Source organism: Arsukibacterium sp. (genome assembly GCF_033721375.1).
Classification (GTDB): Bacteria; Pseudomonadota; Gammaproteobacteria; order Enterobacterales; family Alteromonadaceae; genus Alishewanella.
In genome coordinates, this window is sequence record NZ_JAWWAP010000004.1 from 304,500 (window position 1) to 330,521 (window position 26,022).

The window sequence follows — 26,022 nt, forward strand, 5'->3', positions numbered from 1 at the left end:
ACAAAACGCAACTCCAGGAGAGATACTGATGAAGTATAACGAGCTTAAATTTATAAAAAGTCGGTTGGCGCAAGCAACCCAATTCGCTTTTCGCTCCCCGGCTACGGTCACTGCGATGGTACTGGCAGGAATTCTGACCTGTGCACCGGCAGCAGCACAACAGGTAGGTGGTATTCGCGGTAAGGTGACCACCGAGCAAACTGGTGACTCACTGGCCGGTGTTACCGTCACCGCAACCAGTAATGTATTGCCGGGAGCCCGAACCGCGGTAACTAAAGCAGATGGCAGCTACTCGTTGCCGTTACTCATCCCCGGCCGTTACCAGCTGACTTTTACCGCGGCAGATGGTTCAGTGCGACGGACAGAAGTAGAAGTACGGCTTGAACAAACGTCAAATGTTGATGTTCAGCTAGATGGCAGCACCAGCGACATTGAAGTGATTGAAATTGTTGGTAGCACTATCGTGCGGGAAGGTAATTCCAGCTTAACCAACTCACTTGGCGCAACCGCTATTGAAAGCCTGCCGATTGGTCAGGACTACCGGGACTTACTGAAACTGATACCGGGTGTACAATATTCTGAAAATGCCACGCTCGGCCCGGCAGCCGGTGGTTCGGGTGTTGATAACAAGTATGGCTTTGATGGGGTTGATGTATCGTTGCCGCTGTTTGGCAACTTAGCATCAGAGCCGTCAACCCACGACGTGCTGCACGTGTCAATGGATCGCGGCGGAGCCAAAGCGGTTGGCTTTAACCGTTCAGGCGGTTTTGCCATTGACACAGTTTCCAAATCAGGTACTGATGAATATAAAGGCAGTCTGGAATACAAGCTGCAGGATAAAAGCATGGTATCTGACATTACCGGCGATACCCCGTACGAGCTGGATCAAAGCTGGATTACTGCCGGCATTGGCGGGCCGGTAATTAAAGATGTGCTGTATTTCTATGGCTCGTATTACCGGCCGGAAGTAGACCGGGTAAATAAAGAAACCGCTTATGGTGAAGTGAAAAGCTATAACAGCACCCGGGATGAGTTTTTTGGCAAGTTAACCTGGGCGGCAAGCGATGATTTGCTGTTTAATATAAGCCAGCGCAGTTCTGAACGTGAAGTGGTAGGTGCCTCGATTGGTTCTCTGGACAGCGATGAAGGCTCGCTTGGCGAAAAAGCCGAACAGGATATTTTCACCTTCGATGGCTCATGGCTGATTGATGGTGACACTGCTCTGACTTTTAATATTAATAATTTCTCGCTGAAATCTTCTGGTACGCCCGATACCATTCTCAGCGTTAACCCAACGATTGGCTCGAGCCTCGATTTAAATAACCTGAACCAGATGGGTCGGTTCAGTGTGCCAACGTTAAGACCAGATACCCCGGAAAATGCTGCTTTTAATGCCGCAGCACAAACTCTTATTGACCGTTATGGTTATATTGGCGAAGACGGTGAGCGGACGGGTGGCGGCCGGGTGGGTGCTTATAATCAGTTTGATATTACCGAATTCTCCCGCCAGAGTTTTGAAATTGCGCTGGATCGGGAAATGGAACTTGGCAATGCCTGGCATAACTTCCATATTGGCTTTAAATTTTCCGAGCTGAAAGAAGAGCTAAGCCGGGTATCGAATGGCTGGGGCACTATTGGCTACCTGGGTGGTTTAAGCACCACGGTGCCGGGTGCATTTTATCAGGCGACGATAGTTGGCGCCGACCCCAGTGTCGGTAGCGACCTGAACGTGCTGGAATCGTCAGTTAAAACCTATAACCTGGAAATTAATGACACCATTACTGCCGGCGACTTTGAATACAACATTGGCGTGCTGATCAGTAAAGACGTGCTGTATGGCCAGGGTTTACGGGAAAACTCCAATAATCTGTCGGGCTTTGAGCTGGCTCCCGGGAATAAGTACAAAATGTACACCATGGACTGGGATGATATGATCCAGCCCCGGTTGGGCGTAACCTGGCGTTATGACGGTGAAAATACCGTATTTGGTAATTTCGCTGTCTATCATCCGGAAGCCAACTCTCTGGCCCGCGCCGCGTCGTGGGACAGATCGACTCTGAACCGGATCACCGACGTTTATTTTGATGAAAACGGTGACTTCGTTGAAGAAAGATATCGTGGCTCTTCATCAGGTAAGTTTTTTGCTGATGGCTTAAAACCCCGCAAGATAGATGAGTTTACTATTGGTACCACTAAGGCTGTGAGCAGCCAGTTATATTTACGCGGCCATATCCGCCATCGTAAAGGTTCCAACTTCTGGGAAGACGTACCTAACGCCGCCCGGCTGTCTGGTACCTATGGTAATGGTCAGGTACCAGCAGATATTGCTGCCCGGGGTCTGTATATTCCAGAGCTGGCCGATTACCGCAGTGAAATTGGTGGTTCCAGCTATGTTATTGCAGAAGTGGATGGCGGTTATACCAAATACTGGGAAGCCAGCATTGAAGCAGAATGGATAGGTGAACGTACCTATATTAATGCCTCTTATGTCTGGAGTCGCTACACCGGTAACTTTGACCAGGACAATACCACCACTAACAATGATGCCAATACCTTCATCGGTTCATCTTTCTATAACGATGAACCAGGTAAGTTCTCCTGGGATAACAAAGACGGTACCTTAAGTGCAGATAAACCGCATTTGCTGAAAGTGTTCGGTTATTACACCCTGGACTGGGATGCCAATGTTGGTGCGTACTTCCTGTATCAATCCGGTCAGGCCTGGGAAACCTGGTCAGCTGAATATTATGGCCATGCCCCAACCAGTTCTTACTATGCTGCTAACGCTTATGCCGAAAAAGCCGGAAGTCGCAGAACATCCAGTCACTGGCAGGTAGATTTAAATTACACCCAGAACTTTGCAGTAACTGACAAGCTGGCTATGAAATTCCAGATTGATATCTTTAATCTGTTCGACCGTCAGACTGGCTACAACGTAAACCCCTACGACTATCAGGCAGATTACGGTCAGGCCCGTGACTTCTACAACCCACGTCGAATCCAGTTATCAGTCGGTATTGATTTCTAATCCCATGTTGTTCCTGGTACCTTTTGCCCGCCTTGCGCGGGCTTTTTTCTGAGCAAAAGCTCAGGGCAGTAAACAGACATAAAAAAACCGCGCCAGGCAGCAGCCTTTGCGCGGTTATCTGTTAAATAGGTGAGTTAGCCATTAAGCCGGGTTCTGTGCTCTGTTGCCAGAGTGACAATCATTCCTCTAGGACTCAGGTCACCCTGAGCCTCAAGCAATCTACCCGCCCTCAACGCGGGCCGCGCCATAGAGGGCCTATTTGATCTTGCTCCGGGTGGAGTTTACCGTGCCACGAACTGTTGCCAGTCGCGCGGTGCGCTCTTACCGCACCCTTTCACCCTTACCTGATCCCGAACTTGCGCACGGGCCATCGGCGGTTTGCTCTCTGTTGCACTGGTCGTAGGCTCGCGCCCCCCAGGCGTTACCTGGCACCCTGCCCTGTGGAGCCCGGACTTTCCTCCCCTTGCTTGCGCAAGCAGCGATTGTCTTGGCCAACTCAGCGCGGATTATACCCGAATTGTCAGCTTTCACCAGCCCATTCCAACGCCAGCTTATACAGGGCGTTTTTCTTTTCATTATGTATTTGCGCTGTCAGCGCTGCTGCCTGTTTTACCGGTAGTTCCGCCAGCAGAATTTTTAAGGTGGTTTGGGCCTGCTCGCTAATGTCACTGGCAGCCCGGGCCGGTTCAGACGCTATCATCAGCACCATTTCGCCCTGACAGCGCTGCGGGTCTTCATTCAGCCAGGCCTGAATTTGCGCCGGCGTGCCATGACAAAACGCCTCAAAGGTTTTGGTCAGCTCTTTGGCCAGCACCAGCTCACGCTCCGCCCCCAGCACCAGGGCCACATCGTCCAGACAGGCCTGAATACGCCGGGCGGTTTCATAACAAACAATAGTGCCGACATCTGCCGGCAATGCCGAGAGCTGACTTTGCCGTTGGCTGCTTTTTGCGGCCAGAAAACCAATAAACAAAAACTTATCGGTTGGCAGCCCGGCCGCGCACAACGCCGTAATAACAGCGCTTGGCCCGGGTATCGGTATTACCCTGACCCCGGCTTCGCGGCACTGGCGCACCAGATTATAGCCCGGGTCGCTAATAAGCGGTGTACCGGCATCCGATACCAGCGCCATATCCTCACCGGCCAGACAGCGCTCAATAATACTGGCTGCCCGTTGTTTTTCATTGTGATCATGCAACGCCAGGGTGCGGGTTTGCACGGCTAAATGCGCCAGCAGTTTGCCGGTATGGCGGGTGTCTTCAGCGGCGATACAGCTAACCTGCTTTAACGTAGCAATCGCGCGCTCGCTAATATCAGTTAAATTGCCGATAGGTGTGGCAACAACATACAAAGATCCGGTTTGTTTGGTCATATTTCGCTATTTAATTGAGCTTGGCGGGCAGTCTAAGTAAGATAGCCCTATTAAAAGCCTAATGGTACTGTGCAACGTGAATTCCAGCAAATTAAAGCCACTGCTATTTTTAAGCCTGTGCGGCCTGTTAGCCAGCTGTGCCCAGCAACCGACAACCACTGTCGATCGCCCGGTACCGGTCAAAGAGCAGGACGTGCCAGCCACTGTTATGGCTGATGCTACGCAGCTGTATCAGCAAGCCAGCGATTACCAGGGCGAGGCCCGGCAAATTCATTTGCTGCGTGCGGCCCGGGCAGCGCTGGAGCAACAACAGTATCCGCTGGCGCTGGCAATCACCCATACCCTGGCAAACAGTGAATATTCGCTGATCCGCCAGCGCAATATCCTGTTACTGCTGCAGGCCTATCTGGCCAACAATGAAACAGAGCGCGCCAGCGCCTTACTGGAACAAACCACGCTTGATGCACTGCCTGAGACAGATGTCAGCGAGTATCTGTGGCAGGGCGCCCGGTTTTATGTCCGCCAGCAGCGTAGCCTGGCTGCCAGTCGCTGGCTGTTGCAACTGGACCAGCGCGAACAAACTAATGATGACTATCCTGAGCTGTGGGACTTGCTGTGGCAGCAACTTACTTCGTTAAGCCAGAGCAACCTGGCCACCCTTCGGACCAATGCTACTGCGCGCAATCTGGCCTGGCTCAATCTGACTGAATTAAGCCGGGACAATATTGGTCAGCAACAGGCGCTGCAACAGGCGCTGGCCGACTGGCACCAGCGTTACCCGTTTATGCCGGGCCCTGATGCGCTGCCCCAGGCATTGCAGCAACTGCTTAATTTAACGCCGTATCAGCCACAGCGAATTGGCGTACTGCTGCCGTTTAGCGGCAACTTCCGGGCTCATGCCAAAGCCCTGCAATATGGTCTGGTCAGCGCCGCCAGCAGCCAGCAAGAGGCCGCTCAGCTTATTTTTATCGACAGTCAGCAAAGCCCTGAGCAAATCACCGCCGCATTGAAACAACAACTGGTGGATTTTGTTATCGGCCCGCTGTTGCGGGATCAGGTAGACCTTATTAGCCAGCAGCAGGACTGGCCCTGGCCGACCCTGTTTTTAAACAGCCGCCTGCCGGACACGCCGAAAAGAGCTAATCACTTTTTTTACGCGCTGAGCCTGGAAGATGAAGCCAGCCAGATGGCAGAGCTGTTTCAGCACAAAAATTACCAGCGCCCGGTGGTAATCAGTGCCCGCAATAATATCAGCCAGCGAATGCAGCAGCATTTCGCCAGCCAGTGGCAGGCAATGGGCCACCCGGCGCCAGAGCTTTATCAGTTTAGTGCCAAAGCCGAGCTGGAAGCCATTGTCAGCAGTCTGCTGGAAACCGATATCAGCCAGAACCGTATTCGCAGCATTAGTAGCCTGGTCAGCGCCAATACCAAATTAGAAGCGGAACCGCACAGCCGGCTTGATATTGATGCCATATACCTGCTGGCCGATCCGGTACAGACCCGCTTATTTAAGCCCTATGTTGATGTATCGGTAAACCAGACCGCCCCCAGGCTACCGGTTTATGCCAGTTCGCGCAGTTTCAGCGCCAGCCTGGACCGCAATGAACAGCGTGATTTAAACGGCCTGACCTTTACCGAGATGCCGTGGATGCTGGGCGAGCAAAGCAGTGTGCAACTGCGCGAGCAATACCAGCAACTGTTTACCGATCAGGATGAAGTATTGCAACGGCTTTACGCCATGGGCCACGATGCGTATCAGCTTATCGCCCGCCTGAAACAACAACAGCATTTACCCGCGCTGGTTTTTTCCGGTCTGACCGGTCAGCTCAGCCTGGATAAAAATGGCAGTGTGGTACGCCGGCTAAGCTGGGCCAGTTATCGGAATAACCGCTTAATTGCGGTACAGGAACCCTGAGCATCAATAGCTGAATATGAATAGCAAAGGCGAATACTACGAGCAACTGGCACTGGACTATTTGCAGCAACAAGGTCTTAGTCTGGTATGCCGGAATTTTCAGTGCAAAGCCGGCGAAATTGATTTAGTGATGCGTCAGGGCCAGCAACTGGTGTTTATTGAGGTAAAATACCGTGCCAGCGCCGCTTTTGGCGGTGCCCTGGCGGCGGTGACTGCCGCCAAACAGCAGAAGCTGTTACGGGCCGTACGCTGGTACTTACAACAACATGGCGGCCAGAACCAGCCATGCCGGATTGATGTATTAGCAATTGAAGGGCGCGAGCCCTTTCACTACAACTGGCTGCAAAATGCATTCAGTTAGAAGGACAGGGTAAATGCAGGAACATATCCGCCAGCTTTTCAGCGAAAATATTCAAACCATGATCGCCACCAGCGAAGCGCTGGCCGAACCGATTGAAAACAGTGCGCTGGTTATCGTTAACAGCCTGATCAGCGGCGGCAAAGTACTGTGCTGTGGTGCTGGCGCCAGTCATGGCCTGGCCGGTCATTTTGCCCAGCTGCTGCTCGATCAGTTTGAAACCGAACGGCCCTGCCTGCCGGCACTGGCCTTACAGAACGATATGTCCAGCCTGCACCCGAACAATCATATTAATCAGGATTATCTGGCCCGGCAGGTGCGGGCACTCGGTAGTGCTACTGATGTATTACTGGTTATTTCGCTGACCGGCTCCGAACAAAGCCTGATTAAAGCAGTCGAAGCGGCGGTAACCAGCGATATGAAAGTGGTCGCGCTGACAATTGACAACGACAGCGAACTTGCCGGCCTGCTGAACCAGCAGGATGTCGAGTTAAAAGTGCCGGCGCACCGGCCAGCGCGGGTATTTGAATGCTACACCTTTTTACTGCATTGCATTTGCGAACTAATTGACACTACGCTGTTTCCACAGCAGGGAGAACTATGAATATCAGCAAACTTATTGCACTGACCGCCGCTATTGCACTGTTACAGGGCTGCGCAGCAGCAGTGGTCGCCGGTGGCGCTACGGCGGCAACCGCGGCCAATGATCGCCGCACCCTTGGCTCCCAGCTGGACGACAACAGTATTGTTATCCGGGCCAGACGGGCAATAGGCACTGCCGACAGCATCCCTGACAGCAGCAATATTAACGTTAGCAGTTATAACGGCGTCATTTTACTGACCGGACAGGTTAGCAGCGATGTGATAAAGCAGCAGGCAGAGCTGCTGATTAAAGACACGCCGGGCGTGCGCGATATTCATAATCAGATCCGGCTGGGCAACAGTACCTCTTTAACCACCCGCACCCGCGACAGCTGGATAACCACCAAGGTAAAAACCCAGTTACTGGCCGACGACGACGTTGCAGGCCTGAATATCAAGGTAGTTACTGAAAACGCTGAAGTATTTTTAATGGGCCTGGTACAGGGCCCGGAAGCAGACAAAGCGGTAGATATTGCCCGCAACGTTGACGGCGTAGCCCGGGTAGTCAAAGCCTTTGAACGGCGCTAAGCCTAAAAAGGGGTCGGAGTGAATAATTTATTCACTCCGACCCCTTTTTTAACATTCCTGCAGTGCTTTTAGCACTTTTGAATGAAATTCGCGCTGCTTCATAACGAACATCACCACTACCGAGCTGACCATAAACAGCAAAGGGTCGATAAACCACGACAATGCCGACAATGAAAAATAAATGGCGCGCAGCCCATAGTTAAACGAGTGGCCGGCCTGGTCAATGACCTTGGCAGCCCGGTTGGCGTACAATGCCTGATCATCTTCGTTTAGATTCCGGCCATCCGGCGCTGCGCCAATTAGCACCCCGCAAAAACCGTATTGGCGCAACGACCAGGTAAACTGAAAAAAAGCGAACACAAAAATAAAGGTCAGCAGCAGCAATTTCAGTTGCACCGAGCCTTCTGTATAGTCTGCCCAGGGCACCAGATTCGACAGCATCAGACTGAGTTTCTCAGCCGATGACATGGCGGTCAGCAAACCGGCTAAAATCAGCAGCGAACTGGAGGCAAAGAAAGTAACATTGCGCTCCAGAGTAGAAATTAAGCCAACATCAGCCATTTTGTTGTCGCGGGTCAGCATTTTCTGCATCCAGTCAGTGCGTTTACGCCGCAGCTCAAATGACAGACAACTGACCACCTTTGCCTTGCGTTTGGCAAACAGGGTGTAGCCAATCCAGAGTACGAAAAACCAGATAACGGCAATTAAGTCTAACGGGCCTGGCATAAGATACTCCTGCAACTCAAAAACGGTAGGTGGCAGCCGGCTTTAACATACCGCGCTGCGCAATAAATTACGCTGGTAGCGCAGATGGCGCCACGCATCCCAGCTATAAATCAGCAAAGCCAGCCAGATAAAACCAAAGGTCAGTAAACTGGCCGGCCGCAGCGGCTCATGATACAACCAGACGCCGAATACAAACATCAGGCTCGGCCCGATATATTGAAAAAAGCCCATCGTCGATAACTGCAGCCGTCTGGCGCCGGCAATAAAACACAGTAGCGGCACCGTTGTCACAAACGCCGCTGCCACCAGCAGTAAATTCAGGCCCAGAGTATTATGCAACATATTAACCGCACTGCTGTTGGCAAACAGCAACCAGTACCCCACGGCCAGCGGCAATAACAGTAATGACTCGACAAACAGCCCGGTCAGCGCTTCTACTGCCAGTTTTTTACGCAACAAACCATAAATGGCAAAAGAGCCGGCCAGCGCCATGGCAACCCAGGGAATAGAACCAAATATCACCACCTGGATCATCACCCCGGTTGCTGCCAGACCCAACGCCAGCCATTGCAGTTTTCTTAAGCGCTCGCCGAGGAATAACATGCCCAGTAACACATTCAGCAGCGGGTTAATATAATAGCCAAGGCTCGCGTCCAGCATATGGTTACTGTTCACCGCCCAGATAAACAACCCCCAGTTGGCACCGAGGATCACCGCGGTAAATAACAGCCATAACATCAGTTTTGGCTGGCACAATAACCGGACAAGCTTAGGCCCCTGCTTCAATGCCAGTAATACTAGCAACAGCAGCAGGCACGACCAGACAATCCGGTGTACCAGGATCTCCGGGGCAGCAATAAAATTAATTTGCTTGAAATACAATGGGGCAATGCCCCAAAGGGTATAAGCACTGGCGGCGAATACCCCACCAAGCTTCTGTTCCCTGCTTAACGACATTGTTTTATCCCAAAAACGGCTACTTAACCAACCAGATAAGTACCGGTACCCAGTGCAATATGCACACCTTGTTCGTTATGCAGTTCCATCCGGCAGACGGCCACTTTATTGCCGGAACGGATCACTCTGGCGGTAGCAATAAACTCCTGGCCCCGACCGGGACGCAGATAATCAGTGCGGATATCAATGGTACTCATTTTACCAAAGCGCTGTACCAGTTCAGTTTCATCGATGTCGCTGAAGCGCTCCAGCGCACTGGCCACCGCCATCATGCCGCCGGCAACATCCAGCACGGTGGCAATAACGCCACCATGTAAAATTTGCTGAATAGGATTGCCCACCAATTGTTCAGCCCAGGGGAAACGCACTTCCACCTCATCAGCGCCAAACCGGCTCACCTGCAACCCAAGCAGACGGTTAAACGGCATTTGATCAAAGGTTGCGGCAATATAGGGCAGTAACTGCGCTGCAGACTGAGCCATATCAGCGCAACACTCCGCTTAAGGTCAGCACGGCAACCAGTGCCAGAAAAAACAGCATGTTGCGTTTGGCTAACTGCACCATGGCGCTGGTTTCATCTGCGGTATTAAGCTGCTCCTGCTCCAGCGGCTCAGCAGCCACCGCCACTTCTGTCAGTACCTGCTCGTTGTCAGTGCTGAAATCCATAAAGTACGCCAACAGAGTGTTCGATGCCCGCGAAAAATACCCTACCAACGCAAACCCCAGACCGAACAGCCGGGTGGGCAGCCACTGCGCCCAGAATGTCATATACTGGACGGCATCAGGGCCGGCGGTGTCTGGTTGTAATTCTGCATAAGCCGATACTTCTTCATTACTGCCGGCTGTCTCCTCTGCAGTACTAAGCGTTACCGGTTCCTGCAACTGGCGTAGCAACGCATAGGTGATAACCCCAAAAGCACCGAATACTAAAAACCAGAACGCGGTCGCCGCATAATACCGGAAATTAAGCCAGATCAGGGTCTGGCCATAACTGTTCTGCTCCATACTGCTGCCGCTGTCATTACGAATTTGCTGCATGGTCAGATGTGCCGATTCAGCATCACCGCGCTCCTGGGCATTCAGATATTGTTTGTACAGCTGGCGATAGTGCCAGCAACCAATACCGACCAGCAACACCAGGGTATTAACTATCAGGGTAAGCAACCGGCTGTCGAACAGACACAGCACCAGCGTAACAACTGCACCTGGCAGCACTATCCACACATACTGCCCCAGCTGATGGCGGGCCAGCGCGGCCAGCGGCGTGTTAAGGCTGAATTTCAAATAAGCTCTGACATAGCGCTGGGCCTGCCAGGCATTGCTGCGCACAGCCAGCCGCTCAATAATTAATGCCAGCAACATACTGATTAACGTCATTCCCTGCTCTCCTTTATTGCGGCTTCAATTGCGGCCCGGTAATACGCCCAGTCAAACGTCGGCCCCGGATCGGTTTTACGCCCGGGCGCGATATCGCAATGGCCGACAATCCGCTGCGGGCTTATCTCCTTATAGCTCGCCAGCAAAAAATGGCTTAACGCTATCAGGCTCTGATACTGCTTCTCAGTATACGGTATATTATCGCAGCCTTCTAACTCTATCCCAATCGAATAATCGTTGCAGTTGGCCCGACCAGCAAACTCACTTTTGCCGGCATGCCAGGCCCTTTTGGCAAAGGGTACATACTGAAAAATTGTGCCATCACGCCAGATCACGCAATGAGCCGCGACCCGCAGCCCCTGTAACGAGGCAAAGTCGGGGTGGGCAGTACAATCAAGGGTACCGCAGAACAGGTTATCAACATGGCTGCCCTGCTGCGGGGCAGCAGCAAAGCTGCCGGCGGGCAAACTGATATTATGAATAACCAGCAAACTAATAGACCCGTCCGCCGGGCGCTCATCAAAATGAGTGGAAGGACGTTGCAAAAGCGGTGGACACTCTGGCTGCGCAGCAGTTTTCATCGGAATTTTTGCCTTTAGCCCGCACTGTGATTAAGCTAGGGCACTATTGTCTAGGTTGAGGCCCATGAATGCAAGCACCTGAGCAACGAACACCTTTTGCCAAAGCCTTCAGCTGGTTAGCCTGGTTGTTGCTACTAAGTATGTTGTTTCTGTTTTTTCAGGATTACCTGACAGACAAGCGCAATCCGAATCAGCAGCTGCAAAGTATTCAGGGTGCAGCGGGCGAAATCAGTACCGTATTAATCCGCAACCGCGCCGGCCATTATATTGGTACCGCCCTGCTAAACGGCCAACCGGTCGATTTTATGCTTGATACTGGCGCCACTACCGTTGCTATTGCTCAGAGTACCGCGGAAAAGCTGGGACTGCCCCGTGGCCGGCAAATTCAGGTTGCAACCGCCAATGGTATTACCACGGCCTATCTGAGCGAGATAGCCTCCTTGCAACTGGGCGATATCGTGCTGCAACAGGTCACAGCCAGTGTCGTGCCCAATTTAGGTGGCGCCGAGATTTTATTAGGCATGAGCGCGCTAAACCAGTTAGAATTCCGCCAGCAAGGAAACCAACTGACCCTGATCCAGCGAAATTAATATGACAGAGCAAACCACTGCAAGATCCCATCATCCTTATCTGGCGCCGGAAATGACCCGCAGCGTGCGGGCTGCCCTGGCAGAAGATTTAGGCTTTCTGCCGCTGGCCGATGGCGACATTACTGCCAGCCTGATCCCGGCGAGCCAGCAGGCCAGTGCCACTATTATCAGCCGTGAGGCTTGTGTGATATGCGGTACCGCCTGGGTGGATGAAGTGTTTGCCCAGCTTAATCAGTTAAGCGTTGATGGCCAGGTCAGCATCAGCTGGCAGGTAAATGACGGTGACAACGTTGTCGCCGACAGCCTGTTATGCCGGCTGACCGGCCCGGCCCGTCTGCTACTGACCGGTGAGCGCAGTGCCCTGAATTTTTTACAGCTGCTAAGCGGCACCGCAACGGTTACCGCTCAGTATGTCAGCCTGCTGGCCAATACCCGCACCCGTTTGCTGGACACCCGCAAAACCCTGCCCGGTTTGCGCTTTGCCCAGAAATACGCTGTGCACTGTGGCGGTGGCTTAAACCATCGGTTTGGTTTGTTTGATGCCTTCCTGATTAAAGAGAATCATATTGCGGCCGCAGGCTCTATTCAGGCCGCCGTGGCCCAGGCCCGGCAAAATTTCCCCGGTAAACCGGTAGAGGTCGAAACCGAAAATCTGGATGAACTGCGCCAGGCATTAACTGCCGGCGCCGATATTATTATGCTGGACAATTTCAGCCTGGCCGACATTCGCCAGGCGGTTACGCTGAATAATGGCCAGGCAAAACTGGAGGTCTCGGGCAACATTACCGCTGCACGCTTAACTGAGCTGGCCGCTACCGGTGTCGATTTTATTTCCAGTGGTGCCCTGACCAAACATCTGCAGGCGATTGATTTATCAATGCGGCTACAGATTGCCAACTGAACAGCTGCAAATATTCCCCAAAGTTGCATTAACTAGTTAAACCACTGTTCAGTAATCTTCTGATACACTCAGGCCATTGCAACACCTGTAGTCTGGTAATAGTCAATGCAGCTGACAGAATCAGAACAGTTGACAGGAAAAGTGGTGCACTGGCGCGACGACAAAGGTTTCGGTTTTGTAGTACCGGATCAGGCCGTGCCGGATACCGAAAACCCGCAACTGTTTTTTCATATCCGCGATTTCACTGACAGTAAAATCCGTCCGTCGGAAGGCTGCCGCCTGCAATTCAGTCTGGGTAAAGATAGACGACAGCGGCCAATCGCCACCGCCTTACAGGTGATTTCGACGCCGGCAAAAGCAGCCCCCGTGCCAGAGCAGGAACTGATTGACCTTGACTACACTCAGGATGTCGCCCTGTATTTCCGCTGTGCCTTCCTGGTGCTGGTTGTCATCGCCCTGCTGTTTGGCACCCTGCCCTATGTACTGCCCATCTTATATATCGAAGCCAGCTTGTTCACCTACTGGCTGTACCGGGCCGACAAAGCTGCAGCGAAGGCCCGCCAGCGCCAACGCCTGCCGGAGCAGAGTTTGCAGTTATTCAGTTTAATTGGTGGCTGGCCAGGCGCCTTGCTGGCTCAGAAAAAGCTGTCACACAAAAAACGTAAATTCCTGTTTCAAAGAGAATTTCTGCTAGTCATTATTGGTAATGGTATTTTACTTATCTGGTTATTGTCGCAACATGGCCAGTTGTTTCTGGGCCGGCTGGCGCTCTGGTCTTAGTCGCGATGTTAATGTTGGTAGCGCGGCAAGCCGCAGCTACTGCCCTGGCGTTTGCAATGCGGTGCTTAACTGCTCAACCGGTGCCGGCCGCCCCAGCAGATAGCCCTGAAACTGCTGACAGCCCAGTTTACGCAGCGCCTGATACTGCTGTTTGGTTTCAACGCCCTCGGCAATAACCGCCAGCTCCAGACTGTTACCCAGCGCCAGAATAGTTCTGATAATGGCGGCATCACTGGGGTCGTCCAGCAAATCCCGGACAAAGCTACCGTCTATTTTTAACTGGTTCAGGGGTAAGCGTTTTAAGTAACTGAGCGACGAATAGCCGGTACCAAAATCGTCCAGCGAAAACCGGACGCCAAGCTCGCCTAGCTGCTGCATTTTGACAATAACCGCTTCAATATCCTCCAGCAGCTGGGTTTCGGTCAGCTCCAGCACCAGCTTTTCCGGCCTGGCGCCAGTTTGCTGCAGCGTATCCCGCACCAGTTGCACAAATTGCGGATCATGCAGCTGGCGGACACTTAAGTTAACTGCCAGATGCCAGTCTGCTTTTATCGGGTCATGCTGCCAGTCAGCCAGTTGCCGGCAGCTTTGCTGCAACACCCAGGCCCCAATCGGCAAAATTAAGCCACTGTCTTCTGCCAGCGGAATAAACTCGGCTGGTGATACCGGGCCAAGCTCTTCGTCGAACCAGCGCAATAACACCTCGGCGCCCAGCACCTGACCGTCGCTGTGATACTGTGGCTGAAAATGCAAACTGAATTGCTTCTGGCTTAACGCCTGGCGCAAACCAGTTTGCAGTGCTGAGCGCGCCAGCGCTTTGGCCTGCAGGTTACTGTTATAAAAACTATAACGGTTGCGGCCGCGGTCCTTTGCATCATACATGGCCAAATCGGCCCGCTGCAGCAGCTCATCGACGTTGTTGGCGTCACTGAACATCGCAATACCAATACTGGCACTGATGCTATAGCTGCGCTCTGCCAGCTGAAACGGCTGGCTCAGGATATCCATCAGTTTCATCGCCAGTAATTCAACGCGCTGCCCGGCTAAATCAGGGCGGGGCTGTAATTCTGCTAACAGCACCACAAATTCGTCGCCACCAAAGCGGGCCAGGGTGTCACTTTTACGCAGCTGATCGCCAAGCCGTCTGGCAACCTGACTTAGCAGCTCATCGCCGACAGCATGGCCCAGGGTGTCATTTAAATCTTTAAAATGGTCCAGATCAATAAACAATACAGCCCCCTGACAGGGCATCCGGCCAGCCAGACTAAATGCCTGCTCCAGCCGCTCCAGCAACAGCCGGCGGTTAGGCAACGATGTTAAGGCATCATAAAACGCCAGCTGATGAATAGCCTCCTGATTTTGTTTATGGGCAGTAACATCGGTTGAAATACCACACAACGCATAAATTTCGCCGTTGGCATGGCGCAGTGGTAGTTTTACCGACAAATAAACATGCTCGCCGCTGCCATCCGCCATGGCATTAATTTCTTCTTCAACAATCCGCTCGCCGCACTTCAGCACCCGTTGATCATTAACCTGAAGCTGACTCACTGTTTTTGCATCAAAAAACAGACTGTCGGTATGGCCGATAATCTGCTCCGGCGAGCGGCCAAACAACTGAGCAACCTTGTGATTAACGTACTGATAGCGGCTGCGGGTGTCTTTAATGTAAATATGGGCATCAACACTGTTCAGAATGGTTGTCAGCCTGTCCTGACTCAACTGCAACTCGCCAAGCTGCCGGTTACTGCGCCGCTGATACCAGAGCAATGCTGCTGCACTTAGCAGCAGTAACACGCTGCTGAGTATGGCCCAGATCAGCAGCGCTGAAATATCATTCTGGTTGCTAAAACCCGGCTGACTCCAGCGGTTAATGGTTTGAAAATAATAGGATTGCGGATCAGCCTGCCATTGTTGCAGCGCGTCATCAATACGGCTTAAAACCTGCAGATTACGATCCTTCGCGGTGGCATAAAACAGCTCAACCGGATTAAAGCGCAACGGATTAGCCTGCAGCTGAAATTCTGCCGCCCGGTTATCACCAAATAAATGGTTTGCCACGGCAATATCTGCACCACCGGCTGCCACCAGATTAAAAGCCGCCTGCAGCGACTTAACCTCCAGCAATTCAATATCCAGTTGCTGCTGCTGGCTGTAGTTATGTAAAAAGTGGTACTGGGAACTGTTCAGTAGTACTGCAATTCGCAGCCCGGCCAATTCGGCTAGCTCACTGATGTTATATTCAGGCAGGCTGTATAACCTTGACCAGCTGTACAGTACCGGGGTTTGATGAAAACTCATATCCTGCGCCCGCTGTGGGCTGAATGCCACGTCTGGCAGAATATCAATATCGCCGCTTGCCAGCAGCTCCAGACAATATGCCCAGTCGCAACTTACCGGTTTTAACTGCCAGTTTTGCTGCAGCGCAACGTGTTTTAGCAAGTCACCAAAAATCCCGGTCGGCATGCCATCCGCACTAACCGAAACCTTGGGCGGATTCTGGTAAATGCCTACCACCAGGGTCCGGCTTACCGGCGCAGCTGGTTCATTGGCAACAGCAAATGTAATAAGCAACCCATTGGCAGTAAACAGTATGCATGCCAGAAACAGGGCGATACGAAGCATAGACACGTCACAAAGTAGTTATTCTGTTATTGAGCTTACTGCAGCCAGCATAAATTGCAAAGGGCATTGTTACGCCCACTGTACCCGCTTGCGGTTGTTACACTTTAAAAATATGGCCCCGCCGGTAACACCAGTGCATCAGCAAATAGGATAACGCCAGAAATGTCAGGGCAAAGGCCAATGAGCCATTCAGGTTACCAAACAGGGGTTGGAACAGGTTGCTGAATATCCAGCCCTTGAGCAAGCCATCTCCAACCGGGATCATCACCAGTAGCCGTGCCATCATGCCAGCTAGCATATAAAACAAAATGGCGTTAGCGCCAAACACCACAAAAGGCGCACTCCAGCGCCGCCAGCGCTTAATATCACACAGCCAGATACACGCTGCCAACGCAATCGCACAATAGCCACTGCTTAACAGCACAAAGCTGGGGGTCCATAGGCTTTTATTTATTGGCAAACTGAAATGCCATAACTCAGCCAGCCAGACTGCTATAACACCTGCCAGCAGCAAACCACGGACTTTATGCGCCAGGCTGCGGTCAGTCTGAAGCCATTGCGCCAGCAGCACCCCGCTTAAACAACTGGCTGTAGCAGGCAGCGTTGACCAGATACCTTCAGGGTCAAAAGCAAACGGCGTCGCCGAGCGGTAATACAGATGGTTAACCCCCAGCACAGTATGGTCAAGCCAGGCGGCAAAACTATTGCCGGATAACAGCAGGCCGCTGAAAGTATTACCCTGGCTGTCCTGATAAGGCAGGTACCACATGGCCAGCAGGTACACCAGACAAAGCCCGCCCAGCCAGGCCAGCCGGCCCCGGGTGCCACAGTAAAGTACAATCAGCACCGTAGCGAAGTACACCAGGCCAATCCGCTGCAGCACGCCAAGCCAGCGCAGGTTCAGCAGTTTCTGTTCAATATAACTGTAAGCCGGATCAGCAAAATTAAAATAAAACAAAGCTAGAAACAGCCCCAGGCCAAACAGCTTAAGGCTGCGCACGGCAGCATGCTGGATCAGCTGCGATTTGGGCAGGCTGTTTTTACCCTGACTGTGTTGCCGCTGCAGGCTGAATTGCAGCGACATACCAACAATCACGATAAAAAAGGGGAAAATCAGATCAGCCACCGTCCAGCCATGCCACGTCGCATGGCGCAGCGGCCCGTACACATAATTCCAGCTGCCCGGGTTATTAACCAGAATCATCGCCGTAATGGTTAAGCCCCGCAACGCATCCAGCGCCAGCAGCCGCTGGGGTGGCAAGGTTGCCAGAATGGCATCACAGTGGGCTTTTAGCCAGTTCAGCATATATCAGCGCGCCTGAGCCGGCTTATCGGCCGCTGCCGGCACAGGCTGCTGCGCTGAACCGGTATTTATCGTCACCGGCAACTGACCGGCGGGCCTGACCTGCCCCAGCAATACCCGGGCCAGTGCCGTATAGGTCGCGCCCGGATCACCAGCGGCAATGGCGTTATCTTCACTGTTATAGGCATAGCTGGCCAGGCTGACATCAGCATACTGGCCATAAACAGCAGCATCATAAGGCGCGCGCAGACTGATAAACACATGCGGGGTTTGTAACTGCGCAAGCTGGCGCAGCAACGCCAGAAAATCCAACTGCTGGCGCTGATAGCGGGCGGCTAAAGGCCCGAGCGCGCTGATATCGTCCATGCCGCCAATCTCTGCCAGCGAGGGCATTGGCGTGATAAAGCCACTGATCACCACCTCGGCCTGTGCCAACAGGGTCGCGGCCCCGGTCAGATCGTCCTGCAATAAACTCAGGCTGGTAATTGTCAGCGGCTGCGGGCTTTGCTGCTGCAACGCCACGCTGAGCGCAGCGGCCTTATTACTGTCCGGCATAATAAGCAGGATTTGCTTACCGCTCAGCTCAGGCAGCGCGGCTTTATCGTTGTTGTCTGGCATCGGAATGCGGGTAATCGCTGCCTCGGCCAGCGCCAGCTCAGCCTGACGATGCGCCTGACTACCAAGCAGACGATCCGCTCTGGCCAGTTGCTCTGCCGCTGTTCCCTCCGGCAATAAGGGATACTGTTGTTTCAGACTGATGATCCGCTGATACGAGGCCAGCAACTCGGTTTTACTCAGCTGTTCGTTGGCCACTGCCTGCTCCAGCGCACTTAGCAGCGCAGCTAAATCAGCCAGCTCTGCCGGGCTTTGCAGTTTCACCGGCATCAACGCGATATCAGCGCCGGCGGCAAAGGTAGCAATAACGGCATCGTGCGGGCTGAAAAAATGGCTGATGCCGGCCATATCCAGTGCATCAGTGACGATAAGGCCCTGATACCCGAGCTGCTCTCGTAGTAAATCATGCAGGATTGCCCGTGATAAGGTGGCCGGCTTCAGCATCTGCTGGCCATCTTTGGCAATAAAGGTACTGCTGTCGAGCGCCGGATACTGAATATGCGCGGTCATAATCATGCCCGGCTGCTGCTTGTTAATGATGTCAGTAAACGGCAATAAATCCACCTGATCAATCTGCTCGCGGCTATGCTCTACCCTTGGCAGGCCTAAATGACTGTCGACATGGGTATCACCATGGCCCGGAAAATGTTTCAGCGCCGCAATAACCCCACGTTGCTGCATCGCTGCAGTCATGGCGCCGCCCAGTTCTGCCACAACAGCCGGATCTTCAGCAAAAGCCCTGACATTAATCACCGGGTTATCCGGATTCACATTAACATCGACGGTTGGCGCAAAATTTACGTTAATACCGAGCGCCAGCAATTCCGCAGCCGTAATGGCCCCGGCCAGTTCAGCAAAATGAGTACCATGCTGCGGATAGGTGGCGCCAATAGCCATATTGCCACTGAACGACGTGGCCAGTTGCCGCGGCAAGCGGGCGACCCGGCCGCCCTCCTGATCAATACTGATAAATAGCGGCTGCTTTAACGCAGATTGCGCAGCGGCTTGCTGTAATTGCCGGTTAAGGCCAATAATCTGCTGCGTGTGCTGCAGGTTTTCAGCAAATAAAATTACCCCGCCAATATCATACTGGCTAATCAGCTTTGCCAGCTCAGGCGGCAGGCTGGTTAACGGCGTACGACATTTGCCAGCTGCTGTCGGCTCAGGGCAGTAATAGCGTAAGTCCAGCATCAGCTTCTGGCCCAGCATCTGGCGGACCGTGGCTGCGGTTGCAGTAGCAGCAGTTGGCTGCGCCTGACTACTCATAACCAGCGCACCGGATAGGGTGCAACCTGTGATAAACCACTCCAGCCATTTTCGTTGCCGACCTTTCTGCTTATCTGCCACACTGTTTTCTCCGCTTGTGGTAAGGTAACCTTTGTTAACGTAATCGTTGTTAACGTAACCTTTTTCAGGTAACTGCCAGCAGTAGAACAAAAAAAACGTGCGCCCGCCAGTAGCGGGGTGCTGCTTAACAAAAATTAACCCTAATACGATGTGTCGGGAACCTCGCCATGCAATTAACGTTGTTAGACTGGACAGTATTTTTTGGCTATTTTCTGCTGCTGGCGACCCTGGCAGTCTGGGTAAACCGGCGCCGGGCCGATACCAGCAGTGACTATTTTCTTGGCGGTAACAATATGCCGCCTTTTCTGGTAGCAATTTCGGTGCTGGCGACCTCGCAATCTGCGGCCACTTTTCTGGGCGGCCCCGACATGGGTTTCCGGGGTAATTTAACCTATCTGGCCACCAACATCGGCGCCATTATTGCCAGTTTACTGGTAATAAAATGGCTGATCCCGCGTTATTATCAGCTGAAAGTCACTACCGTATACGAGCTGCTGGAAAGCCGGTTTAACGCCACCGCTAAAAACCATGCCGGTAAAATGTATTTGTTTGGCCGGGTTTTCGCCAGTGGCGCCCGGCTTTATATGGCAGCGCTGGCTGTTGCCATGTTGCTGTTTAATAATATTGAACCCGGCAGTGTTATCAGTGCGATTGCCCTGCTGGCTGCTGTTGGCCTGGCCTGCACCATGGCTGGCGGTATCCGCTCGGTTATTTATACCGACGCGATGCAATGTGCCGTGTATGTAACGGCGGCCCTGGTGGTACTTGGCTATCTGTACAGCAGCCTGCAGCTGGATCTGGCCAGCTTATACGCCGTACTCAGTGAGCCGCTGGCCGACGGCACCTCTAAATTACTGTTGTTTGATTTCCGGCCTGATTTCAGCAGCAGCGGCGTGTTTACCATCTGGTCTGCGCTAACCGGTTTTGTGCTGTTAAATATTGCAGCCTTTGGTCTGGATCAGGATATGACCCAGCGGGTGCTAACCTGTAAAACCGCTGCCGGTGGCGCCAAAGCGCTGTTGTCGTCGGCACTTATGGTGATTCCGGTGATGCTGGTATTTATCGTTATTGGTCTGCTGTTATATATCTATTATCAGCGGCCCGACGTATTCAGTAACGACGCCAGCTACAGCAGCAGCTTTGGCGGTGAACAAATTACTGTCTTTATGTATTATGTATTAAATGAAATGCCATCCGGATTGCGCGGCCTGGTAGTAGTGGGCGTGATTGCCGCAGCGTTATCAACGATAACCTCCGGCTTAAACTCGATGGCATCAGTGCTAGTGGCGGATATTTATAAGCCCTGGCGCCAGCAGCGCCAGGCTGTAACGACAGAGCGGCACTATGTGCGGGCAGGCCAGTGGGCCATGTTATTAACCGCAGTAACCTTGTCGGCGATGGCCATTCTGTGTTTTTACTGGCAGCAGTATTCTGCTATGCCGTTACTGGCGTTTGCCCTGAGTGTAATGGTATTTTCATACAGCGGCTTGCTGGGCGTATTTTTTACCGCGCTGTTCAGCAGCAGAGGCAATAGCAAAAGTGTTACCGCGGCGCTGCTGGCCGGGTTCACTGTTACCCTGTTAATGCAGCCGTACCTTTTACGGTTGATCAGCCCGACGCTGGCAGCCTGGGATCTGGGCTTTACCTGGCAACTCTGTCTGGGCACCCTGGTTGCCTGGCTGGTTTGTCTGATGGGTGCACCGCGGTCGGCTAGGTCCGATGCAGTGGCCACTAACCTGGAGCATTAAATGTATTTACTGGCGGTAGATGGTGGCGGCAGTAAAACCCTGGCCAGACTGCAGCATTCGCTCAGCGGCCAGCAGTGGCAGGCTGCCGGCGGCCCGGCCCAGTTGTCCAATAATCTGGATCTGGCTATCAGAACGGTACGCCAGCTGAGTTTACAATTGTGCCAGCAGGCGGGTATTGGCCTGCATCAGGTCATGGCCTGTATTGGCCTGGCCGGTGCCGGCAACCCGCAATTGCACAGTGCCTTTTGTCAGCAATTGCAGCTGAATTTTGCCGCCTGGCAGCTGACAACCGACGCCCGCACCTCCTTGTATGGCGCCAACAACGGCCAGCCTGTGGTAATGGTTGCGCTGGGTACCGGTTCGGTAGCGATGCGGCTGGACCAGGATGGCAGCGAGCAGCAGACCGGAGGCTGGGGTTTTAATATCGGTGACGAAGGCGGCGGGGCCTGGCTGGGTAAACTGGCCGTGCGCCAGCTGCTCTGGCAACTGGACAGTGACGAGGGACTGACCAGCCCGCTGACTCAGGCTCTCAGCCAGCATTGTGGCGACAATGTCAGTACGGTGCTGCCCTGGTTAAAACAGGCCGGTGCTACAGATTTTGCCGCGCTGGCGCCGCTGGTGTTCAGCCACCAAAGCTGCCCGCTGGCCCAACAGATCCTGCACCAGCAAGCGGCTGCCATTACCGAACTTATTCAATGCTGTCGTGGCCGGCGTGCGTTGCCGGTGGTCTTACTCGGTGGCCTGGCCGCCAGCAGTCAGTCGCTGCTCAGCGCCGATATCGGCAAACTGTTACAAGCCCCTCGCGGTGATGCGCTGGACGGCGGCCTTATTCTGGCAGCCAGGCAACTGGCCCGGATCAGTCCAGTCTGATTTATATTCCTGAATTTACAAAGTGAGTGTCTGATGAGTCAAACTGAATTACTGCAACAGCTGGCGAATATGAGTACCGAGGCACGCAATCCCGCTTCCGCCGAGCTGGATAAGCTGAACAGCCTGGCCATTGTCAGCCTGATTAATCAGGCCGATCAAAGCGTTGCCACTGCAATTACCCCCTGTTTACCGCAGGTGGCCCGGGCGGTTGATGCCATAGTGCAGGCTTTTGGCTGTGGCGGCCGCTTAATCTATGTTGGTGCCGGCACCAGTGGCCGACTGGGCATTTTAGACGCAGCTGAGTGCCCGCCGACATTCAGTGTGCCGGCTAACCAGGTTATTGGCCTGATTGCCGGTGGCAGCAAAGCTATTCAGCAGGCAGTAGAAGGCGCAGAAGACAGCCCTGAACTGGCAGTGGAAGAACTGACTGCCATTAACTTTGGTCCGGATGATGTGCTGGTGGGCATTGCCGCCAGTGGTCGCACACCCTATGTGCTGGGTGCACTGGCTTATGGCCGCAAGCTGGGTGCCACTACCGTTGCCATCAGCTGTAATGCCAGCGGTCCCATTCTGGCCGCAGCAGATATTGCCATTTGTGCCGAAGTAGGCCCGGAAGTGCTGACCGGCTCTACCCGGATGAAAGCCGGCACCGCCCAGAAAATGCTGCTGAATATGCTAAGCACCGCCGCCATGGTGCGCAGCGGCAAGGTGTATCAGAACCTGATGGTTGATTTACATGCCAGCAATCAGAAACTGGAGGCACGAGCGGTGCGCATCGTGATGCAGGCTACCGATTGCGACAGTGTTACGGCCAATGCTGCCTTGCTGCAGGCCGGTATGAGTGCCAAGCTGGCTATTTTACTGATCCTGACCGGCCAGGATTTAGCCAGCTGCCAGCAGGCCCTGGCTGATAACAACGGTTTTGTCAGCAAGGCGCTGGAGACAGCAAAATGAGGCGCCTGCTAACTGTACTGGCAATGCTGTGGCTGGCCGGGTGTCAGCCGAATCCGACTGTGCCGTCTGCTGCCCCCGAAACTACTTCCAGGATCACCCCCGGCGCAGAGCAACTGGCCGCCTATCTGCCGTTGTTGCAGGGCAAACGAGTGGGTCTGCTGATTAACCAGACCTCGCTGGTGGGCGAGCAGCATCTGGTTGATGTGCTGCTGGCCAATAACGTTAATATTGTCAGTATTTTCGCGCCCGAGCATGGTTTCAGGGGCGATCATGATGCCGGCGCCAGCGTCAGCTCCGGCATCGACAGTAAAACCGGTATTCCGCTGCTATCGCTGTATGGCGCCAACAAAGCGCCCAGTGCCGGGCAAATGCAGGCTCTGGATATCGTTATTTTCGATATTCAGGATGTTGGCGTGCGTTATTACACCTATATCAGCTCAATGCATTACCTGATGCAGGCCGCGGCTGAGCATAATGTCGCCATGCTGGTACTCGACCGCCCCAACCCGAACGGCCGCTATCTGGACGGCCCGGTGCTGGATTTAGCCTTTCAGTCTTTTGTCGGTATGCACCCGATACCGCTACTGCACGGTATGACTGTTGGCGAACTGGCCAGGATGATTAAAGGCGAGCGCTGGATAAAGCAGGCTGAACAGCTGCAGCTGACGGTGATCCCGGTGGCGAATTATCAGCGCGATATGGCCTATAGTCTGCCGGTGCCGCCCAGCCCGAATTTACCCAATGATCAGGCCATTGCCCTGTATCCGTCACTTGGCTTTTTTGAAGCCACCCCGTTAAGTGTCGGCCGTGGCACTTCTATGCCGTTTCAGCTGCTGGGCTATGATAAGTTCAGCCTCGGCGATTTCAGCTTTACCCCGGTGGCCACCCCTGGCGCGGCAATGAACCCGCCATTAAAAGACACACCCAGCACAGGCCAGGACCTGCGCCAGGTTCAGGCCGGCGGTTTAGATTTAAGTTATTTAATTAACTGGTACAGCTTATTTGCGGAAAACAACGCCACTTTTTTTAACTCGCCGGGCTTTATGGATAAACTGGCCGGTAGCGATACCCTGCGTAAGCAAATTGAACAGGGCTTAACCGGGCAGCAAATCCGGGCCAGCTGGCAAAGCGCACTTAACGAGTTCGCTGCCAAACGCCAGCCGTATTTGCTCTACCCCTGATAAACTGGCTGCGGCAGGCTGAGCCGCTATTGCTCAGCTGCCGGCATCCGGCTAAAGCGGGCCAGCGGCGCCATTCTGGCCCGGTTCAGACTCAGCTCATCAGCGGCAATGCTGATGTTATCTACCTTGTTTAATACATCCAGTAATTGCGGTTCAACGGTCTCCTCCAGACAGGCTCTGCGCGTTGTCGCCAGCGGGCCGAAACGCAGCCGGCTGCCCTGCAACTGATAGGTGCCGGTCAGGCTGTTACAACCGGTATAGCCGGTTACCCGGCCAGCCGGATCGAACTGTAAAAACACCTTGTTATCGGTATCTACCGGCTGTTGCTGCAGTTCAGTCAGTTGCCATTTGCCGGCAATATTTACGCTGTCAGCATCTGCCGGCGTGGTGTCATCCTGCTTATCCAGCCAGTACTGTGCCGCCAGCTCGCCGTCTATTCTTTGCCCTTGCGGGTCCAGCAGCAGTAGCCGGTTTTCACCGACCAGAAATTGCGTACCGGCGGCATCGTCCAGCGTGATCTGCCGGCCATCGCTGCTCCAGCTAAACTCGCCCTCTGTCTGCTCCGGCTCATCGGCCCGCTCCTGATAATAACGCGACAACTGATAACGCTGATCCGCCTGCAGTTGCAACGTCAGTTTAATTCCGGGGCAATCGGCACAGGGGATCACCCCCTGATAGCTACCAGGCCAGTCCAGCGCATTCTGACTGGTATCGGCCGGGGTTGGCGACTGTTGCTGAGCCGGCTCACTGGCCGGGCGGGTTGATTCTGGCTGGCAAGCGGTCAGCATAAATATGCCTGTCGCGGCACAAAACAGGTAAAACACTTTTTTAAAATGGCAGCTGTTGCCAGGCAGACTAACTGAGTAACGCATAACAAGCTCCGTGGCGAAAAATAGTAGCAATAGACGTAGTATCAGAAAGCTACAGTATAGCGGCCATTGTCGCGCCGCCAACTTTACCCAGCCTGAACTTAAACCAGACATCCGGCCCGGATGAACTACACTGAAAGCCGGCCTGTATAAAAACCGGTCTGCATAAAAAGGAGTGAAGATGAGTATAAATGTGTTAGCAATTTGCGGCAGCCTGCGGGCGAAATCAACTAACCGGGGGCTGGTGCGCTACGCGATGGCCAACTGCCCGGACGGCATGAAAATTCACCTGGCCGATTTAATGGAGGTGCCATTTTATAATGCCGATCTTGGTGCAAAACCGCCGGCAGTGCAAACCCTGCAGCAGCAAATGGCCGAAGCTGATGCGTTATTACTGGCCTGCCCCGAATATAACTATTCGCTGGCACCGGCACTGAAAAATGCGCTGGACTGGGCCTCACGCGAGCCTGACAATCATTTATTAAGCGGCAAACCGGTCGCCATTATGGGTTCAGCCGCCGGTATGGGCTCCAGCCGCGCCCAGTACCACTTACGTCAGGTCTGTGTTTATCTGAACCTGCATCCGCTGAATCAGCCCGAGGTTTTTGCTAATGCCTTCAGCGGCGCCTTTGATACCGACGGCGATTTAACTGACGAGAAAATTCAGGCTAATGTCCGCAAATTGCTGGCCGCGCTGCTGGCCTGGCAGCAGCGCTTAAATGGCCAGAAAAGCTGAACCGAAAAAGCTGAACCAG

23 protein-coding genes and 1 other RNA gene are annotated in these 26,022 nt (G+C 53.4%); 13 read left to right on the top strand and 11 right to left on the bottom strand.

Features of this window, described 5'->3' with window-relative positions:
- The first annotated feature begins 28 nt into the window (after window positions 1–28).
- Window positions 29–3,028 (top strand): carboxypeptidase-like regulatory domain-containing protein, encoded by a 3,000-nt coding sequence (locus R3187_RS08295; RefSeq protein WP_318966258.1) that lies wholly within the window; start codon window positions 29–31, stop codon window positions 3,026–3,028.
- 126 nt (window positions 3,029–3,154) lie between these two features.
- Here R3187_RS08295 and rnpB read toward each other — a convergent pair.
- Both rnpB and rsmI read right to left on the bottom strand, forming a co-directional pair.
- Window positions 3,155–3,527: RNase P RNA component class A (gene rnpB, locus R3187_RS08300), an RNA gene on the bottom strand.
- 21 nt (window positions 3,528–3,548) lie between these two features.
- A complete protein-coding gene (rsmI, locus tag R3187_RS08305) occupies window positions 3,549–4,400 on the bottom strand; it encodes a 16S rRNA (cytidine(1402)-2'-O)-methyltransferase (protein WP_318966259.1) in 852 nt (283 codons plus the stop codon).
- A 76-nt stretch (window positions 4,401–4,476) separates the two neighbouring features.
- Between rsmI and R3187_RS08310 the strand changes: the two genes are divergently transcribed.
- Genes R3187_RS08310 through dolP form a run of 4 tightly spaced genes read left to right on the top strand, consistent with a single transcriptional unit; the run spans window position 4,477 to window position 7,843 of the window.
- A complete protein-coding gene (locus R3187_RS08310; protein ID WP_318966260.1) occupies window positions 4,477–6,315 on the top strand; it encodes a penicillin-binding protein activator in 1,839 nt (612 codons plus the stop codon).
- A gap of 16 nt (window positions 6,316–6,331) precedes the next feature.
- A complete protein-coding gene (locus R3187_RS08315) occupies window positions 6,332–6,676 on the top strand; it encodes a YraN family protein (RefSeq protein WP_318966261.1) in 345 nt (114 codons plus the stop codon).
- 13 nt (window positions 6,677–6,689) lie between these two features.
- A complete protein-coding gene (locus R3187_RS08320; RefSeq protein WP_318966262.1) occupies window positions 6,690–7,277 on the top strand; it encodes an SIS domain-containing protein in 588 nt (195 codons plus the stop codon).
- Complete coding sequence (gene dolP / locus R3187_RS08325) at window positions 7,274–7,843, top strand: division/outer membrane stress-associated lipid-binding lipoprotein (protein WP_318966264.1); 570 nt, start codon at window positions 7,274–7,276, stop codon at window positions 7,841–7,843. The genes R3187_RS08320 and dolP overlap by 4 nt, the downstream gene beginning before the upstream one ends.
- 48 nt (window positions 7,844–7,891) lie before the next feature.
- On the opposite strand, the gene R3187_RS08330 is transcribed toward dolP, so the two are convergent.
- The 5 genes from R3187_RS08330 to ampD are packed head-to-tail and all read right to left on the bottom strand — an operon-like array spanning window position 7,892 to window position 11,484.
- Entirely contained in the window at window positions 7,892–8,569 is a 678-nt protein-coding gene (locus R3187_RS08330; protein WP_318966265.1) for a DUF599 domain-containing protein, read from the bottom strand.
- Between the two features lie 42 nt (window positions 8,570–8,611).
- A complete protein-coding gene (gene rarD / locus R3187_RS08335; RefSeq protein WP_318966266.1) occupies window positions 8,612–9,526 on the bottom strand; it encodes an EamA family transporter RarD in 915 nt (304 codons plus the stop codon).
- Window positions 9,527–9,549: 23 nt separating this feature from the next.
- Window positions 9,550–10,008 (bottom strand): thioesterase family protein, encoded by a 459-nt coding sequence (locus R3187_RS08340; protein ID WP_318966267.1) that lies wholly within the window; start codon window positions 10,006–10,008, stop codon window positions 9,550–9,552.
- 1 nt (window position 10,009) lies between these two features.
- Window positions 10,010–10,903 (bottom strand): regulatory signaling modulator protein AmpE, encoded by an 894-nt coding sequence (gene ampE, locus R3187_RS08345; protein WP_318966269.1) that lies wholly within the window; start codon window positions 10,901–10,903, stop codon window positions 10,010–10,012.
- Window positions 10,900–11,484 carry a 1,6-anhydro-N-acetylmuramyl-L-alanine amidase AmpD gene (gene ampD, locus R3187_RS08350; RefSeq protein ID WP_318966270.1) on the bottom strand — a complete coding sequence of 195 codons (585 nt, stop codon included), beginning with the start codon at window positions 11,482–11,484 and terminating at the stop codon, window positions 10,900–10,902. The genes ampE and ampD overlap by 4 nt, the downstream gene beginning before the upstream one ends.
- 68 nt (window positions 11,485–11,552) lie before the next feature.
- Here ampD and R3187_RS08355 point away from each other — a divergent pair, with 68 nt between their 5' ends.
- The 3 genes from R3187_RS08355 (at window position 11,553) to R3187_RS08365 (ending at window position 13,755) form a co-directional block, all read left to right on the top strand.
- A complete protein-coding gene (locus R3187_RS08355) occupies window positions 11,553–12,074 on the top strand; it encodes a retropepsin-like aspartic protease (RefSeq protein ID WP_318966272.1) in 522 nt (173 codons plus the stop codon).
- Window position 12,075: 1 nt separating this feature from the next.
- The gene (gene nadC / locus R3187_RS08360) at window positions 12,076–12,975 is read left to right on the top strand and encodes a carboxylating nicotinate-nucleotide diphosphorylase (protein ID WP_318966273.1); all 900 of its coding nucleotides are present in this window, start codon (window positions 12,076–12,078) and stop codon (window positions 12,973–12,975) included.
- A gap of 105 nt (window positions 12,976–13,080) precedes the next feature.
- The gene (locus R3187_RS08365; protein WP_318966274.1) at window positions 13,081–13,755 is read left to right on the top strand and encodes a DUF1294 domain-containing protein; all 675 of its coding nucleotides are present in this window, start codon (window positions 13,081–13,083) and stop codon (window positions 13,753–13,755) included.
- Window positions 13,756–13,791: 36 nt separating this feature from the next.
- On the opposite strand, the gene R3187_RS08370 is transcribed toward R3187_RS08365, so the two are convergent.
- The 3 genes from R3187_RS08370 to R3187_RS08380 form a co-directional block, all read right to left on the bottom strand.
- Complete coding sequence (locus R3187_RS08370; protein WP_318966275.1) at window positions 13,792–16,380, bottom strand: EAL domain-containing protein; 2,589 nt, start codon at window positions 16,378–16,380, stop codon at window positions 13,792–13,794.
- 97 nt (window positions 16,381–16,477) lie between these two features.
- The gene (locus R3187_RS08375) at window positions 16,478–17,686 is read right to left on the bottom strand and encodes an acyltransferase family protein (protein WP_318966276.1); all 1,209 of its coding nucleotides are present in this window, start codon (window positions 17,684–17,686) and stop codon (window positions 16,478–16,480) included.
- A 3-nt stretch (window positions 17,687–17,689) separates the two neighbouring features.
- A complete protein-coding gene (locus tag R3187_RS08380; protein WP_318966277.1) occupies window positions 17,690–19,645 on the bottom strand; it encodes a glycoside hydrolase family 3 N-terminal domain-containing protein in 1,956 nt (651 codons plus the stop codon).
- A 167-nt stretch (window positions 19,646–19,812) separates the two neighbouring features.
- On the opposite strand from R3187_RS08380, the gene R3187_RS08385 reads away from it, so the two are divergent.
- Genes R3187_RS08385 through R3187_RS08400 form a run of 4 tightly spaced genes read left to right on the top strand, consistent with a single transcriptional unit; the run spans window position 19,813 to window position 24,398 of the window.
- On the top strand, window positions 19,813–21,393 hold the full coding sequence (locus R3187_RS08385) for a sodium:solute symporter (RefSeq protein WP_318966278.1): 1,581 nt from the start codon (window positions 19,813–19,815) through the stop codon (window positions 21,391–21,393).
- Complete coding sequence (locus tag R3187_RS08390) at window positions 21,394–22,263, top strand: BadF/BadG/BcrA/BcrD ATPase family protein (RefSeq protein WP_318966280.1); 870 nt, start codon at window positions 21,394–21,396, stop codon at window positions 22,261–22,263.
- 33 nt (window positions 22,264–22,296) lie between these two features.
- Window positions 22,297–23,217, top strand: a complete 921-nt coding sequence (gene murQ, locus R3187_RS08395; protein ID WP_318966282.1) for an N-acetylmuramic acid 6-phosphate etherase — start codon at window positions 22,297–22,299, stop codon at window positions 23,215–23,217.
- Window positions 23,214–24,398, top strand: coding sequence for a DUF1343 domain-containing protein (locus tag R3187_RS08400; protein WP_318966284.1), 1,185 nt, complete (start codon window positions 23,214–23,216; stop codon window positions 24,396–24,398). Before murQ ends, R3187_RS08400 begins: the two co-directional genes overlap by 4 nt.
- Before the next feature lie 26 nt (window positions 24,399–24,424).
- Here R3187_RS08400 and R3187_RS08405 read toward each other — a convergent pair whose 3' ends face one another.
- The gene (locus tag R3187_RS08405) at window positions 24,425–25,270 is read right to left on the bottom strand and encodes an META domain-containing protein (protein ID WP_318966286.1); all 846 of its coding nucleotides are present in this window, start codon (window positions 25,268–25,270) and stop codon (window positions 24,425–24,427) included.
- A gap of 178 nt (window positions 25,271–25,448) precedes the next feature.
- Between R3187_RS08405 and R3187_RS08410 the strand changes: the two genes are divergently transcribed.
- Window positions 25,449–26,003, top strand: a complete 555-nt coding sequence (locus tag R3187_RS08410) for an NAD(P)H-dependent oxidoreductase (RefSeq protein WP_318966287.1) — start codon at window positions 25,449–25,451, stop codon at window positions 26,001–26,003.
- Window positions 26,004–26,022: the final 19 nt, after the last annotated feature.

Excerpts from the sequence above, each read along its gene's own strand:
- R3187_RS08295 (WP_318966258.1), top strand. The coding sequence starts at position 29 with ATGAAGTATAACGAGCTTAAATTTATAAAAAGTCGGTTGGCGCAAGCA.
- rsmI (WP_318966259.1), bottom strand. The coding sequence starts at position 4,400 with ATGACCAAACAAACCGGATCTTTGTATGTTGTTGCCACACCTATCGGC.
- R3187_RS08315 (WP_318966261.1), top strand. The coding sequence starts at position 6,332 with ATGAATAGCAAAGGCGAATACTACGAGCAACTGGCACTGGACTATTTG.
- R3187_RS08320 (WP_318966262.1), top strand. The coding sequence starts at position 6,690 with ATGCAGGAACATATCCGCCAGCTTTTCAGCGAAAATATTCAAACCATG.
- dolP (WP_318966264.1), top strand. The coding sequence starts at position 7,274 with ATGAATATCAGCAAACTTATTGCACTGACCGCCGCTATTGCACTGTTA.
- R3187_RS08330 (WP_318966265.1), bottom strand. The coding sequence starts at position 8,569 with ATGCCAGGCCCGTTAGACTTAATTGCCGTTATCTGGTTTTTCGTACTC.
- rarD (WP_318966266.1), bottom strand. The coding sequence starts at position 9,526 with ATGTCGTTAAGCAGGGAACAGAAGCTTGGTGGGGTATTCGCCGCCAGT.
- R3187_RS08340 (WP_318966267.1), bottom strand. The coding sequence starts at position 10,008 with ATGGCTCAGTCTGCAGCGCAGTTACTGCCCTATATTGCCGCAACCTTT.
- ampE (WP_318966269.1), bottom strand. The coding sequence starts at position 10,903 with ATGACGTTAATCAGTATGTTGCTGGCATTAATTATTGAGCGGCTGGCT.
- ampD (WP_318966270.1), bottom strand. The coding sequence starts at position 11,484 with ATGAAAACTGCTGCGCAGCCAGAGTGTCCACCGCTTTTGCAACGTCCT.
- R3187_RS08355 (WP_318966272.1), top strand. The coding sequence starts at position 11,553 with ATGCAAGCACCTGAGCAACGAACACCTTTTGCCAAAGCCTTCAGCTGG.
- nadC (WP_318966273.1), top strand. The coding sequence starts at position 12,076 with ATGACAGAGCAAACCACTGCAAGATCCCATCATCCTTATCTGGCGCCG.
- R3187_RS08365 (WP_318966274.1), top strand. The coding sequence starts at position 13,081 with ATGCAGCTGACAGAATCAGAACAGTTGACAGGAAAAGTGGTGCACTGG.
- R3187_RS08370 (WP_318966275.1), bottom strand. The coding sequence starts at position 16,380 with ATGCTTCGTATCGCCCTGTTTCTGGCATGCATACTGTTTACTGCCAAT.
- R3187_RS08375 (WP_318966276.1), bottom strand. The coding sequence starts at position 17,686 with ATGCTGAACTGGCTAAAAGCCCACTGTGATGCCATTCTGGCAACCTTG.
- R3187_RS08385 (WP_318966278.1), top strand. The coding sequence starts at position 19,813 with ATGCAATTAACGTTGTTAGACTGGACAGTATTTTTTGGCTATTTTCTG.
- R3187_RS08390 (WP_318966280.1), top strand. The coding sequence starts at position 21,394 with ATGTATTTACTGGCGGTAGATGGTGGCGGCAGTAAAACCCTGGCCAGA.
- murQ (WP_318966282.1), top strand. The coding sequence starts at position 22,297 with ATGAGTCAAACTGAATTACTGCAACAGCTGGCGAATATGAGTACCGAG.
- R3187_RS08400 (WP_318966284.1), top strand. The coding sequence starts at position 23,214 with ATGAGGCGCCTGCTAACTGTACTGGCAATGCTGTGGCTGGCCGGGTGT.
- R3187_RS08405 (WP_318966286.1), bottom strand. The coding sequence starts at position 25,270 with ATGCGTTACTCAGTTAGTCTGCCTGGCAACAGCTGCCATTTTAAAAAA.
- R3187_RS08410 (WP_318966287.1), top strand. The coding sequence starts at position 25,449 with ATGAGTATAAATGTGTTAGCAATTTGCGGCAGCCTGCGGGCGAAATCA.